The sequence below is a fragment of the Metallumcola ferriviriculae genome (assembly GCF_035573695.1).
In the GTDB taxonomy this organism is placed as follows: Bacteria; Bacillota; JADQBR01; order JADQBR01; family JADQBR01; genus Metallumcola; species Metallumcola ferriviriculae.
Window position 1 is genome coordinate 387,055 of record NZ_CP121694.1, and the last position, 13,571, is coordinate 400,625.

The window sequence follows — 13,571 nt, forward strand, 5'->3', positions numbered from 1 at the left end:
CTGGGCTATTGTGGTTCTTAATCAAGGATAAATATGTATTCGGCATGGCTTTTATGCGTGTATTCTCAGGTTGTATCGAAATTAGCGCAGCCCTGCTGATGCTCTACTTTAACCGGGTGGAAACAGCTGTTAAAATTAATGCGGGGCTGGCATTGGTGGGACCGATAATCTTGTTTTTAGTTATGTCTCTTGGCTTGCTGGGGTTGGCAGGAAAGCTGCCGATCAGTAAAATGGTCTATGTGTTGTTGGGAGTGGCATTGATATTTTACGGCGTTAACAAGGGCTGATTGAAAGCTCGGTTAACGTTGTTTTCTTTTTATGAAAGGAAACAAAATAAGCAGGCTGCCGGCAACCCCTAAAGCGGGCTTCCAAACCTTACGAAAGGTTAGTGACGAGGTGCGGCGTGGGATGCTATCTTGTTTTTGGTTATCCAGCGGCTTAGAACCTCTTGTTTGGTCCGGATTTTGGTCGCTTTCTTGCTCAATAGAAGATTGCTGTTCTCCTGCTTCCTGTTTACCAGTTTTTGAATCGCCCGAGTTATCCGCTGGCTGAGCCAATTCTTTTTTAGTAATCAATAGGAAGCTCAAGCCAAAGGCCAGCAAGGCGATGCCGCTTGCTCCCCAAAACATCACCGGCTTACTAATTTCCAGCAGTTTACTATAGGTTGGCGGACCAGCGGCCACACCGAAGAAACGGACTGTGCCATAAAGGGCGGTAACACCGCCACGTTCTTCTAAAGGTGCAGCACTGGTAACTACAGTATTAACTGCGGGTAGTACGGAACCGGTGCCGATGCCCATAATTAGAATGGCAATAAAGAAGATGATATTGGCCTTAAATATGGATAATACAATCAAGGAGAAAGTCAGTATCGCTAACCCCCCGACGATAAAGAGTTTCATCAGGTTGGCATTATTTTTTAGCACCCTGCCGGATATAAAGGAAGTGGTGGACATGGCCAGTACTGGTCCGGCCAGAGCGAAACCCTTGATTACCCCATTAAGCCCATATTCAACTTCCAAGACATCGGACAGGTATGCTAAAATACCAAACAGGGTAAAAAGAACCACGCTGGCAGCAAGATACGAACCGATAAGAGATTTGCCGGTTTTAGCAAAGATATTGCCTATACCTGCGATGTACTGTTTAAAGGAACTGCTCTCTTTTTCCGATTTTGGTTCCTTTACCAGAAACCAGACGCCCAACGCGACCGGAATGGCGAGGAACGAATAGACAAAGAAGAGTGTGTACCAGGTAATTAAAGCTATCAGAGAGCCAAGAATCGGGCTGACAACTTTGCCCAGTCCGTTGGCGGACTCTATAGCTCCTTGGGCTTGACTCCTTTCGTTACTAGTGAAGATATCACTTACCAGAGCCATCGCAATTGGTCCTGTGCCTGCGGCGCCGACACCTTGGATAATTCGGCCTGCAAGCAGTACCGTATAAGCATTAGACTGAAAAAATATAGGGGCAATTCCCGAAACTAGGCCGCCAATTCCGTAAATCAATAGGGAAGGGACAATAATTAGTTTCCGACTGATCTTATCGGATAAAAAACCTAAAATAGGTATACTTAACCCTGCGGGTATGGAAAACAAGGTAATTATTAAGCCAACTTGAAATTGAGAGATGCCTAAGGCACTTTTCATCTGGGGGAAAACCGGAATAAGCATGGAATTACCTAACACCATTAATAACGGCACGCCACCCAGTGCCGTTAATTTGATAATGGAATCTTTTTTCATTTTATGCCTCCTTTTCTCGGCTAAGAAATAGTGTGCCCCATCGTATGATAAAAAATAAACGGTGCTGCGGCACCGAGAAAAAGAATTATAAAAATAACTAAAAATTTTTTTGTGTTATTATGCGTACACCAGATAGACCATGACCAGGGTTACTACACTTACAGCCAGCATGGCCCCGAAACCGACGATAACTGGTTTGAAACCGGATACACGCATTCGGGCAAATTCCGTACGGAAGCCAATACCGGCAAAAGAAAGCATGAAAGCCCAGCTGGATAAGTGTTTCAGAGAAGTGATATTATCACTGGAGAAAAAGCCAACTGTTCCCAGTAAAGAAAAGGCTAAAAACCCTAGCAGAAATTTAGGGAAGCGGCTCCAAATAAACTGCCCTTTGTTTTCCACTTGGCCTGTCATTCCTTTACGGGCGTAGACTAAAGCGAATGCTAAGATTACTACACCCATTAGGGCATTACGGGTCAGCTTTGCTATAGTTGCAAACTGCCCGGCTTGGTCGGAAAAGGCAAAGCCCGTTGCCACAGCTTCGGCGGTATTATCTACGGCAAGGCCCGCCCAGAACCCAAATACTGTGTCAGATAGACCCATGAGGTGGCCCAGCAGTGGGTAAAGGAATACTGCCACAGCGCCAAAGATTAAAATGGTGGCGATGGCATAGCTGGCATCCTCCTCATCTGCTTCGATGGCTCCGGTGGCTCCGATAATAGCGGATACGCCGCAGATACCCACGCCGATAGCGATGAGACTACCCATTTTGTCAGGAATTTTGAATATTCTTTCCAGTAATTTGACAGTTGCAATGGATACGGATATTTCGATGAGCACCAATAGGAAACCGGTGCCGCCCAATTGCGCCACATGCTGCAATAAAAGTCGCGCGCCCAAAAAGACAATGCCGGTTTTAAGCCACAGTTCATAAGTATTTATTCCGGGGACGAACACCTGGGGAATTGTCACGGCGTTGCTTATTATCATGCCCAACAGGATGGCTATTAGGACATAATCCATATGAGGAATATAGCCAGCAATTATTTTCGCCGCATAGCCCACTGCAAGCAGCAGCAGTATTCCCGGGATTTTCTCAAAAAACCGCATGAACAGGGATTGGGGTTGGCTAATTATTACACTCTGCTTAACAGACAAATGTACCACTCCTTAATTAAATTTGTTTACCAGGGAACATTGCTAATGATACCGAATTTTACTACCAGCGCCACAACACTGGCGAGAATTACGGCGAACCAATCGGTGGATATTTTCATGGCTTTTCCTCCTCTCTTTTAAGGACACAAATAGGCGTTTGCAAAACGCCGCAACCCTTGCAAATTCTATCTTTTTTCTTGCTTAGTTATATAGAACTCCTCACTTGTCTTGTGTAAAATATAGTTAACAGGCAATATCTACATTCAACAAGAAAGGAGATCTATTCTGTGAAATTTAAACAATTATCCCTATCTGATATTTATGACGGTTGTCTTGATTTCGTTGATAAGGATAAACCTCGGTTTCTAGCGCTTCTTGAAGAGCATATTCAACTTTCAGAGTATATTTCGCTGAGTTTCTATCAGGCTTTTTACAAGCACTTTGGTCGCAAACGAAAATTTAAGCTTGAGTCTTTTCTTTATGCACTCATCATTCAGAGAATCTTTTCTATTCCTACAGATGCGCTTCTGATTATTTTTTTGAATTTTTCCAAGGAAATCCGTGAATTCTGTGGTTTTTCTAAAGTACCTGATGCATCAAAATTTACACGATTTAAGCAAGATTTTTCTAAACATCTTCAAACACTTTTTGATAACCTTGTTGATCAAACTGAACCTATTTGTGAGCAAATTAACTCAGAACTTGCTTCATATCTCGTCTTTGATACCTCTGGCGTTGAAGCTTACGTTACTGAGAATAATCCTAAGTTTATCAATCGCTTAATCAAGCAGCTTAAGTCTCAATACAAAGGCAACTCTTCTGTTGACCCATACAAAATGGCATACGGCATTATGCCTTCCTGCGCATCATCAAATCCAAATGTCAAACAGCTTTACATCAATGGCCATTTTTGCTATGTCTATAAATTTGGTATGCTCACAAATGGCCTTGGTATAGTCAGAAATATTTCCTTTTTTGATGAAGACTTTATAAATGCACACCCTGAAATCCCAATAGAGAAAAAGTCTGATTCCCCTGATGAAGATAAATCCTTATCCGATTCTAAAGCACTTAAACCTGTTCTGCGCGACTTTTTTAAAACACATACTCATTTTAAACCCAGCACGTTTATTGGCGATGCTGCTTTTGATACAAACGATTCCTATAACTTTTTATTGAAGGATTGTCACTTTTTAAAAACAGTCATTCCTCTGAACGAACGAGGTTCTAAGAACCTCCCTGAACCCGGGTTCAACGAATCTGGACAACCTCTGTGTCCGTTAGATTCTTCTTTACCCATGAAATATGAAGGTAAAGCGCCCTTAAGGAGTGGCGTTGTTAGAGATAAATGGGTTTGCCCAAAAATGAAGTGGAAAGGTTCTAAACGCATTACTTTATGTGAACATCCTTGCTCCGACTCTCCTTCTGGTAGAATGTTTTATACCTATCCTGAAAAAGACTTAAGACTTTATCCTGGCATTATTAGAGACACCCCTGAATGGATTGATATCTACAAAAATCGTTGCGTTATTGAGCAAACCATTCAACACTTTAAATCCAATTTTGGCGTCGCCAACAGAAAAACTACAAATGCTTTAACCATTAAGGCTGACTTACTCCTTGCAGGAATTACTCAACTGCTTACCGTTATTCTTGCAGACAAACTCCATAAACACGAACTCATCAGAAGCCTTAAACCTCTTTTGGCTTAGCAAATCCTTTATACTTGCTCTTTCAACCCGCAAAATACTTGCGGTTATTTGTGCCGAATTTTTTCTGTCCAACCTCTGCTTAAAATTTTCTGTCCTCTTTATTAAACTTTCTGATTAGCTGCCTACGTTAAATTTTGAATTTCGCAATTACCTAAAGGACACAAATATACCTGCTCCCTATATATGCTTAAGCCCGCATTTTTGCTACTAACGGGGAATTATTTACGCTGTCACCGGACAATGTTTCTCTGAATAATGTGACATAAAACTGTGTTGAAGGAGATGTTCGTTCGGTGAAGAAGTTTAATGAAATTAAAGCCTGGAAAGAGTTATTTGAATTTCCCCTGCTGGGGCGACAGGGGAAGCCGAGAGATAATGGTCTTACCATGATCATTGATAAGGGCTTGGGGCTTACAGAAACCAGAGAACTGCTTGACCTGGCTGCAGATTATATTGACTCTATTAAACTGGGGTTCGGTACCTCGGCTTTTTACTCCCACGCTTTGCTGGCTGAAAAAATTCGCCTGGTGACGTCATATGGTGTGGATATTTTCCCTGGCGGTACTTTCCTTGAGGTAGCTGTGCTACAGGGTAAGCTGCCACACTTTCTTGATACCGCTAAGGATTTGGGGTTCACCGCCGTGGAAGTGTCTGACGGCACCATCAATATGCCACAGCGTTTTCGTACTGCAGCAATTAAAGAGGCTCTAAAAAGAGGATTTAAGGTAGTGGCCGAGGTAGGTAAAAAAGACCCTCGGGATATGCTGGAAACCGATCGTATTTGCGAACAAATAGAGAAGGATTTGGAAGATGGAGCATTTAAGGTAATAGTGGAAGGCCGTGAATCCGGTAAGGGCGTGGTTATTTATGACAGTCAGGGCGCCATAAAAGACGAAGATTTGCGGAAACTGCTGGATAACATTAAGGATCCGGATAGAATACTATGGGAGGCACCTTTAAAAGCGCAGCAGCAGGCGTTAATAATGCAGTTTGGTCCTAACGTAAACCTTGGTAATGTTCAACCAAATGAAATATTGGCACTGGAGGCCTTGCGGGTGGGACTTAGAGGGGATACGTTAAGAGCTTGTCTCAAGGCAAAAGCTGTACTGCCGCCCTTATTTAAAGACGATGAAAACGACTCGGCCACGGCAGAGGAAGAAGTAAAATGGTGTTGAAGCCCAGCCAGAGGTGGATAGATGGATATAACATTAATTATGAGGTCGGAGGATATTAATAACTTAAAAGGGCGTGTGGCGGTGGTCATTGATGTTTTAAGAGCAACATCGACCATGGTCACGGCATTAAGAAATGGTGCTGAAGCGGTTGTACCATTCTTATCACCTGAAGATGCCCGGGCATTTTTCCAAAGCCATGACGGCGATTATCTTATGTGCGGTGAGCGGGGTGGGGTGAAGCTACCGGGCTTTCACCTGGGTAACTCTCCGCTTGAATATAGGAGGGATGTTATAGCCGGGAAAACATTACTCATGACCACCACCAATGGCACTAGGGCCATACGCGGCTGTGAGGCAGCAGAAGAAGTGCTTATCGGCAGTACCCTTAACGCCCACGCTGTTGCAAAAAGGATTAAGGAAATAGACAAATCGGCGGCTCTAGTCTGCGCCGGTACAAAAGGTAATTTCTCTCTTGACGACTTTGCCGCCGCCGGGGCGATAATAAAGTATCTGACGAAAATGTGTAAAGTGTCGTTGGCCGATTCGGCTCAAGCAGCACTGCTATTAACGGAGCAGCATAACCTTCGAAGTATATTTAATCAATCATTGCACGGTCAGCGCTTGGTGGAACTGGGTTTTGAAAAAGATGTAGATTATTGCTCCCAATTAGCAACGATGGACTTAATAGCCGAGTTTGATGGAGTCAGCATACATTTAATTTGAGGAGCAACAACCTCTTAAAAAAATGAGAAAGTATTGAAACCGCCTCTAGTAGGCGGTTCTTTCCATTAAAGGAAGAAAGTTCTTTATGCCCCGGGCAGGATTAAGAAGAAGGTATCGGGAACTTTTTCAGGAATATGCAGTCTAATTGTAAACGAGTCGTTATATCTCTATCAGGGGGTCCAAAAAATGCGCAAGATTTATTCAGTAATAATCGCGGTACTATTGGTACTGTTGTTTATAAATACCGCACATGCTGATGTCGAAAACGATTTAACTATGAGGGTGGAGGCTGGTTTTCAAAAGGAAGCTCAAGTAGGTAGTTGGGTACCGATAACCGTTTACTTGGAGAATAATGGTGAAAAGAATTTAAAGGGACAGGTAATATTAAAGCAGGCTCAGCGATTACCCGTTAGTTATACCCGTTCGGTGGTAATCGCTGCCGGCGCAAAGAAAAAATTAGACTTTTTTATCCCTCTTGGGCGCAATATTCCCACGACCACCAGTGGGGTGGCCTCAAACAATGGGACAACTGCCGTATTCCAAAGTAATGCCGGGGAATTAGTTGAAGAGGTTGAACTCTTTATTACCTCACCTAATACAGTTAATATCGCTGCGGTGGCTCGGCAGAATTCACTTAATTACTTGAACGGAATTAATCTCATTGACCCCGGCAAAACACAAGTAGCATACATGATGCCTGATCAAATTTATTCGTACAGCCAAGTGTTGGGCAATTTCAAGGTAATTGTCATTAACGATGCAGATACAAGTGTTTTCAAGGGTGAACAGTTGTCTGCTCTTAAGCATTGGTTGACAAAAGGCGGTACTTTGATCTTGGGCGGCGGGCCCAACTGGCGCAATGTTATGTCAGGAATGCCTCAAGAATGGCTTCCTGTGGAGCCGCTGGAAACGGTGATGTTGACCCAATTGTCTTCTTTGGCGGTCTATGGGGATGAGAACCCCGCGGTAAATCAACCTATACCGGCGGCAAAAGGAAATCTCCGTACTGACGCCCGAGTACTGGCGTCGGAGGGGGGGGTACCATTATTAGCAGCAAAAGATGTAGGTCGGGGAACCGTCATCTTCTCCTCTCTCGATTTGGCATTGGAACCGCTGTTGTCTTGGCGCGGCAGTGGTAAGATGTGGCAGGAAATTCTTAAAGCAGGAGTTTCCGTTCCCGTGTCTGCAAAAGGCAGAGCCATGTCTATGGGGTCGGCGGATGTTAATAGTAGTATATTTAGAGCACTGCAGCAGTTGTCTGCCCTGGAACTGCCAGGTGTGATGCTGGTATTGGCGGTGATGGTTCTATACTTATTGCTTATTGGCGTTGTTAATTACTGGGTATTAAGGCGTTTAGATCGGCGGGATTGGGCTTGGGTGACCATCCCTTTGTTGGTAGTGTTTTTTACATCCGGAATATATTTAGTGGGTTCCAAGGGCCGAGGTGATGTAATTTCCAGTAATGTCAGTGTCATTGCCTTGGAGGATAATAACACTGCTTGGGGTCAGTTTTATACCGGGGTATTTGCGCCCAGCAGGGCGGATTATAATATCAGTGTCTCTGATACGGTTCTGCCTTTGATTGAAGGTCCCGGATACTATGGGCCCGGGGAAGGCAGGACAACTGCCGTTAGTTGGCAGCAAGGCAAAACAACGGTTTCTTTTGAGCACATGCCTATCTGGTCAATGCGCTCCATGATGTACGAGCAGCCATTAAATATTAATGGCGGTATAGATAGCCAGCTGGCTATCAGCGGAGGCAATATAGAGGGTACTGTTACTAATAACACCGATGAGACATTTACGGAGGCAGTGCTATTTACCGCACAGGCGGATGTAGTTAAGCTGGGGAAATTAGCCCCCGGTCAAACAGTAAAGGTAAAGATAACAACATCTCCATTCAGTGGACAACGAGGGCCGGCAATTTCTTATGAGCTGGCAGATAAGATATGGGCTTTTGGGCGTACTCAGAATTCCAAAGCGGGACAGTACAGGATGATTTTAGACGGGATGTTTGGGTATGAGGGTTCTTTGGAACCTTCAGGATTGAACTTCCTGTCGTGGAATGAAAGCCCGCTGCACGAGGTAGAGATCAATGGTGCGGTGCCTGAGCAGAGAAAGGATTTAAACATGTATTATGCGCCGGTTTCTTTTGACTTGGTTAGCCAGGATTATTCATTACCGGCGGGACTGGTTAACGGCGAAATGTATGCTACGGAGGGAAATAACATTGATGTCAATCCTGACGGGGTCCATTTTCAGGCAGGGTCGGTTTATTACCGCCTGAACCTGCCACAGGCTATCAGCGCCGGTGCCGAAAAAGCCGTGCTTTATTTGCAGGGAGAACCGGGGCTTACCGTCTCTGTGTATAATGCGCAGTCAGAAAAATGGGAGGAACATGGTCTTAAAGGCACAGAAATTATTTTGGAGGATATTAAACCATATCTTAGCAACGGCCAGGTTAAAGTAAAAATCACAAACTCCTCCAAAAACCATAGCTTTTTTCAAGGTATGACCATTTCTATCGATGGGGTGGATAAATAATGTTGCAGGTTGATAAACTTACCAAGTTTTATGGCGATTTTGCCGCCATTGAGAACATCAGTTTTAAGGTGCCTGAGGGAAGTATTTTCGGTTTTGTTGGTCCTAATGGTGCCGGCAAGAGCACCACCATTAAGATATTAGCCACCCTGATGGAACCGTCGTCCGGTACAGCGTGGTTAGACGGTATTGATGTGGTGAAAAACCCTCGGGCTGTGAGAGGATTACTGGGATACATGCCGGATTTTTTCGGTGTTTACGATGACCTTAAAGTGACAGAATATCTGGACTTCTACGGAGCGAGCTACGGACTAGCCCCGGCCCGGCGCCGGGCAGTAATTCCTGATTTGCTTGAACTGGTAGACCTAAGCCATAAAGCAGAAAGTTACGTGGATAATCTTTCGCGGGGGATGAAGCAGCGGCTTTGTTTGGCCCGCTGCCTCGTACATGACCCCAAAATACTGCTGCTAGATGAACCGGCATCGGGACTGGACCCTCGGGCACGAGTGGAAATGAGGGCGCTTTTGCGTGAATTGCAGCAGATGGGTAAGACCATTTTGATCAGCTCCCACATATTGCCGGAGCTTGCGGAGCTCTGTCAGCATGTAGGTATTATTGAAAAAGGCCGCCTGGTGGCTTCGGGTACAGTTGAAGAAATTATGCAGCAGGGGCATTACCGCAAAGTGGTAAAGGTGCGCCTGTTGTCCAGGGAAGAAGAGGCCGCGAAAATTCTGTCGCAGCAGCCCGCGGTTGACCAAGTGGTGGTGAGTGAGGGACAGGTGCAGGCCGGGTTTGACGGTGACGATGCGGCGTTGGCGAAGGTGCTGGCCACATTGGTGAATGCGAAATTACCGGTGATAAGCTTTGGCGAAAGCAGCAATAATCTTGAGGAGATATTCATGCGGGTCACTAAGGGGGAGGTTAACTAATGAAGTTAAATGCAGTATTAGAACGGGAACTGCGCTCGCGCATGCGCAGCTGGCGTTCACCCTTGGCCTTAACTATCTACGCCGGGGTGCTGGCTGCCATTGGCTTTGCTTTTTTTTACCTGAACACCCGCAATCGGTATATGTTTAATTACCAGATGGGGATGGAAATGTATGTCCTGCTGGCAGTGGTTCAGTTTGCTTTACTGGCCTTTGTCACGCCGGCACTGACAGCCGGAACTATTAGCGGGGAAAAGGAACGGCAAACTTTCGATATTCTCATATCCACTAAGCTTTCCGCTGCCGGTGTTGTACTTGGAAAGCTGGCAGCATCTTTAAGTTATGTATTTCTACTGATTATCGTTTCGCTGCCTCTTTTTAGTCTGGTCTTCCTGCTCGGCGGGGTAACTTTAGGTGATTTACTGGGTACTTTTTTGATTTACTTAGTCACGACAGTTTATATCGCCGCTTGGGGGATGTTTTTCTCTGCCATATTTCGGCGTACGCAGATTGCCACGGTAGCGACTTACCTAATAACTCTATTTCTTGGCGGTGGTACTTACCTTATTGCCGCGTTTATTCGTGCGTATTTGGGAGCGAATGCCTTTTCCGGCGTACCCACGATAATTTATTTTAGTCCTGTTACATCTCTATTATACGCTCTGCCGGGGGATGTTGGGATGCAAATTATCAGAGAGCTGAGCAACAGTCATAGTGCTACTCTTAACGAAATACTTTACGGTAATTTGGCGGTAGAGGGCATTATCATTGTGCTCTTGCTGCTGCTTACTATTAATTTAGTCAAGCCGGTGAAGCGGTGGTCGTGGCGGGGGCGAAAGAAGGAGCAGATATGAAAAGGTCAACTGAGCCGAAGGATGAAAGAATAAAAAATACATTGCTGCCTATAAAAAGGCGGCTTTTTGCAATTCACCTGCTTAAGTGTTTAAGCTGGGGGATATTGGGCGGGATGTTGGTACTAATAATTCTTATAGCAATATCCCGATTTATTTACCCACTGACATTATCACTGTGGGGTATGGTGGCCGCCATCCCGTTATTGGGTGCGTTGCTGGCCGCGTGGTTGACGGCACCGGGCTACCATGAAGCGGCTAAAGTTGGTGACTCTCTTGGGTTGGAGGAACGTTTAGTTACTGCTCTGCAATTTGCCGATGCGCGCAGCCCTTGGGCTAAAATGCAGCAGGAAGATGCGATTAGTTACGGGCAGGGTTTAAATGAAAAAAAGATACCATTGCGATTGGAGCGGCGGCCTTTGGGTGTTGCGTTGGTTCTGCTGCTTATGCTGACAATAGTACCGCTGCTTCCTCACCCTACGGCTTCGGTGTTGGCCAGAAATGAGGCGGAAGCTAAAAAAATTGCTGACCAAAAGGAGAAGGTTGCGGAATTGGTGGAGCAGATGGAGAAGCAGCCCGATGCAATGGATAAGGAAGTATTAGACCGTTTAAAAAAATTAGAAAAAGAGTTGGCGAAAAGTACGTCTACACGAGAAGCTCTGAAAGAAGTATCCGCGGCTCAGGATGATTTGAAGAAACTTGCGGCTGAAAAAAAACAGCAGCAATTGGAGCAGCTGACCGCTGCATTATCAGATAATGCGCAATTGAATGAGTTAAGTGGTGCTATCAAAAATGGCGGGGGAAAGGAAATTCAGGCCGCAGCGGCTAACTTAGCCAATAACTTTGGGGGTATGGACCCGGGAGAGCAGCAGCGGGTGATGAAACAACTGCATGCCTTGGCCAATACCAGTTCCCCCACAGCTGCCGATCAATTGCTGCAGGCGGTAGAGGCCATGCAGCAGGGTGATGGGGGTGCCGCTGCCTTAGCCTCTGCTCTCAACGCGTCAGTACAGCAAGGCACCAAAATGCAAAGCATGGCCCAATTAGCACAGATTAAACAAGGACTAGCGGACCAGCAGGTGGCTATGGGAACTGGTCAAGAGGGGCTGCCCCAGGGGGGTTCTCAAACCGGGGGGCAGCAGGGCCAAGGAGAACCAGCTGGAACGGCAGGTGGTTCTGCATCCCAGGGTGGCAATGGCTTTGCGGATAATGGAGGCGACTCGGGTTCTGGTTCAGGTGCTGGGAGTGGCTCGGGTAGCGGCTCAGGGTCCGGCTCCGGGGCCGGATTAGGAAGTGGAAATGGGACCAATGGTTCCAGTAATACTTCTGTTGGACAATCGGGTTCGGGAACACTAGCAGAACCGCAGTTAAAGATGCGGGGATTTGAGCCGATTCTTGCTCCTTCCCGTTTGGGGGATAACGGCACGCCAACTCAGGTGTCAGGGCAGCAGGATGGGAGCTCAAACAGTGATTATCTGGACATTCGGTTGACTCCCCAGCAGGTAGAGGAGGCAGTGGTACCGTACTCTCAGGTGTTGGAGATGTACGCTTCGAATGCTCGTCAAAGTATAGAGCGGGAGCAGATCCCACTCCGATTAGAAGGAATGGTAAGGGATTATTTTTCCTCGTTAGAATAAAGCAGCCTTGGCCTTTCGATTTGTTAGATAAACCAGACCATCAGACAGGCCTATGGTAATAGGGGAGTGAAAAATGAAGGAAATAGAAGCAAAGGTCACTCAATTTCAAACAACCGCCAAAGTAATAAAGGATGAAATTAGCAAGGTGATTGTGGGGCAGGAAAAGATAGTGAATCAGGTGATGCTGGCCCTTTTTAGTGGTGGTCACGTACTGCTGGAGGGGGTTCCCGGCTTGGGGAAAACCATGCTGGTGCGTACGGTGGGGCAGGTGCTGCAATTGAATTTTAAAAGAATCCAGTTTACCCCCGACTTAATGCCCGCAGATATCATGGGCACGAAAATTATCGCAGATAACCCCAACGGCGGGAGGGAATTTCGTTTTCAACCCGGTCCCGTATTTACTAATGTCTTATTAGCTGATGAAATTAACCGGGCTACGCCCAAAACTCAGAGTGCTTTGCTGGAAGCCATGCAGGAGAATACGGTGACGGTAAGCGGTGAAACCAGGCAGCTGCCGGCACCATTTTTTGTCCTCGCTACTCAGAACCCTTTGGAGATGGAAGGTACGTATCCACTGCCCGAGGCACAAATGGACAGATTTTTATTCAAGGTGAAGGTGCCCTTCCCTCAGCGAGAGGAACTGCTGGAAATTATGAGCAGGACTACCGGGAAGAAGGAAGAGGCTGCGGCCCCAGTTGCAAGCGGTGACCAGGTGATTGAGATGATGTCTACCGTGCGACAGGTGATGGCAGCAAAGGCGGTGACGGATTATGCGGTGAGATTGGTACTTGCTACCCACCCAGAGACTGATTATGCACCGGAAAGTGTTAAACGTTTTGTACGCTATGGCAGCAGTCCCCGGGGTGCGCAGGCCTTGGTGATAGCCGCTAAGGCCCATGCTTTGCTGAAAGGGCGTTTAAACATCTCTTATAACGATATTAAGGATATAGCGATTCCCGCATTGTGCCATCGTTTCTTTCTAAATTTTGAAGGTGAGGCTGAGGGGATTGCTCCAGAGCAGCTTCTGGAGGAAATTATCGCCGGGGTACCCACCACAGAGGGATAAAATGTGGGCTGCAAAAAGAAAGGGATGTCTAGTAGCA

At 46.0% G+C, this 13,571-nt stretch carries 11 protein-coding genes; 9 read left to right on the forward strand and 2 right to left on the reverse strand.

Annotated elements, in window-relative coordinates:
• The first annotated feature begins 8 nt into the window (after positions 1-8).
• Positions 9-287: a YqhV family protein gene (locus MFMK1_RS02060; protein WP_366923513.1), complete on the forward strand. Its 279-nt coding sequence runs from the start codon at positions 9-11 to the stop codon at positions 285-287.
• A 12-nt stretch (positions 288-299) separates the two neighbouring features.
• Here the strand turns inward: MFMK1_RS02060 and MFMK1_RS02065 are convergent, their stop codons facing one another.
• Entirely contained in the window at positions 300-1,745 is a 1,446-nt protein-coding gene (locus MFMK1_RS02065) for an MFS transporter (protein WP_366923514.1), read from the reverse strand.
• A 117-nt stretch (positions 1,746-1,862) separates the two neighbouring features.
• Positions 1,863-2,903 (reverse strand): YeiH family protein, encoded by a 1,041-nt coding sequence (locus tag MFMK1_RS02070; protein ID WP_366923515.1) that lies wholly within the window; start codon positions 2,901-2,903, stop codon positions 1,863-1,865.
• Between the two features lie 278 nt (positions 2,904-3,181).
• Here MFMK1_RS02070 and MFMK1_RS02075 point away from each other — a divergent pair, with 278 nt between their 5' ends.
• The 8 genes from MFMK1_RS02075 (at position 3,182) to MFMK1_RS02110 (ending at position 13,534) form a co-directional block, all read left to right on the forward strand.
• On the forward strand, positions 3,182-4,615 hold the full coding sequence (locus MFMK1_RS02075; RefSeq protein ID WP_428846297.1) for a transposase: 1,434 nt from the start codon (positions 3,182-3,184) through the stop codon (positions 4,613-4,615).
• A 293-nt stretch (positions 4,616-4,908) separates the two neighbouring features.
• The gene (gene comA / locus MFMK1_RS02080) at positions 4,909-5,790 is read left to right on the forward strand and encodes a phosphosulfolactate synthase (RefSeq protein WP_366923516.1); all 882 of its coding nucleotides are present in this window, start codon (positions 4,909-4,911) and stop codon (positions 5,788-5,790) included.
• 21 nt (positions 5,791-5,811) lie between these two features.
• Positions 5,812-6,513, forward strand: a complete 702-nt coding sequence (locus MFMK1_RS02085) for a 2-phosphosulfolactate phosphatase (RefSeq protein ID WP_366923517.1) — start codon at positions 5,812-5,814, stop codon at positions 6,511-6,513.
• Between the two features lie 186 nt (positions 6,514-6,699).
• On the forward strand, positions 6,700-9,057 hold the full coding sequence (locus tag MFMK1_RS02090) for a hypothetical protein (protein ID WP_366923518.1): 2,358 nt from the start codon (positions 6,700-6,702) through the stop codon (positions 9,055-9,057).
• A complete protein-coding gene (locus tag MFMK1_RS02095) occupies positions 9,057-9,983 on the forward strand; it encodes an ABC transporter ATP-binding protein (protein WP_366923519.1) in 927 nt (308 codons plus the stop codon). The genes MFMK1_RS02090 and MFMK1_RS02095 overlap by 1 nt, the downstream gene beginning before the upstream one ends.
• Positions 9,983-10,834, forward strand: a complete 852-nt coding sequence (locus MFMK1_RS02100) for an ABC transporter permease (RefSeq protein WP_366923520.1) — start codon at positions 9,983-9,985, stop codon at positions 10,832-10,834. Before MFMK1_RS02095 ends, MFMK1_RS02100 begins: the two co-directional genes overlap by 1 nt.
• Positions 10,831-12,468 carry a hypothetical protein gene (locus tag MFMK1_RS02105; protein WP_366923521.1) on the forward strand — a complete coding sequence of 546 codons (1,638 nt, stop codon included), beginning with the start codon at positions 10,831-10,833 and terminating at the stop codon, positions 12,466-12,468. Before MFMK1_RS02100 ends, MFMK1_RS02105 begins: the two co-directional genes overlap by 4 nt.
• Positions 12,469-12,541: 73 nt before the next feature.
• Positions 12,542-13,534 carry an AAA family ATPase gene (locus MFMK1_RS02110; RefSeq protein ID WP_366923522.1) on the forward strand — a complete coding sequence of 331 codons (993 nt, stop codon included), beginning with the start codon at positions 12,542-12,544 and terminating at the stop codon, positions 13,532-13,534.
• The last annotated feature ends 37 nt before the right edge of the window (positions 13,535-13,571 follow it).

Excerpts from the sequence above, each read along its gene's own strand:
- MFMK1_RS02105 (WP_366923521.1), top strand. The coding sequence starts at position 10,831 with ATGAAAAGGTCAACTGAGCCGAAGGATGAAAGAATAAAAAATACATTG.
- MFMK1_RS02110 (WP_366923522.1), top strand. The coding sequence starts at position 12,542 with ATGAAGGAAATAGAAGCAAAGGTCACTCAATTTCAAACAACCGCCAAA.
- MFMK1_RS02095 (WP_366923519.1), top strand. The coding sequence starts at position 9,057 with ATGTTGCAGGTTGATAAACTTACCAAGTTTTATGGCGATTTTGCCGCC.
- MFMK1_RS02085 (WP_366923517.1), top strand. The coding sequence starts at position 5,812 with ATGGATATAACATTAATTATGAGGTCGGAGGATATTAATAACTTAAAA.
- MFMK1_RS02100 (WP_366923520.1), top strand. The coding sequence starts at position 9,983 with ATGAAGTTAAATGCAGTATTAGAACGGGAACTGCGCTCGCGCATGCGC.
- MFMK1_RS02090 (WP_366923518.1), top strand. The coding sequence starts at position 6,700 with ATGCGCAAGATTTATTCAGTAATAATCGCGGTACTATTGGTACTGTTG.
- MFMK1_RS02065 (WP_366923514.1), bottom strand. The coding sequence starts at position 1,745 with ATGAAAAAAGATTCCATTATCAAATTAACGGCACTGGGTGGCGTGCCG.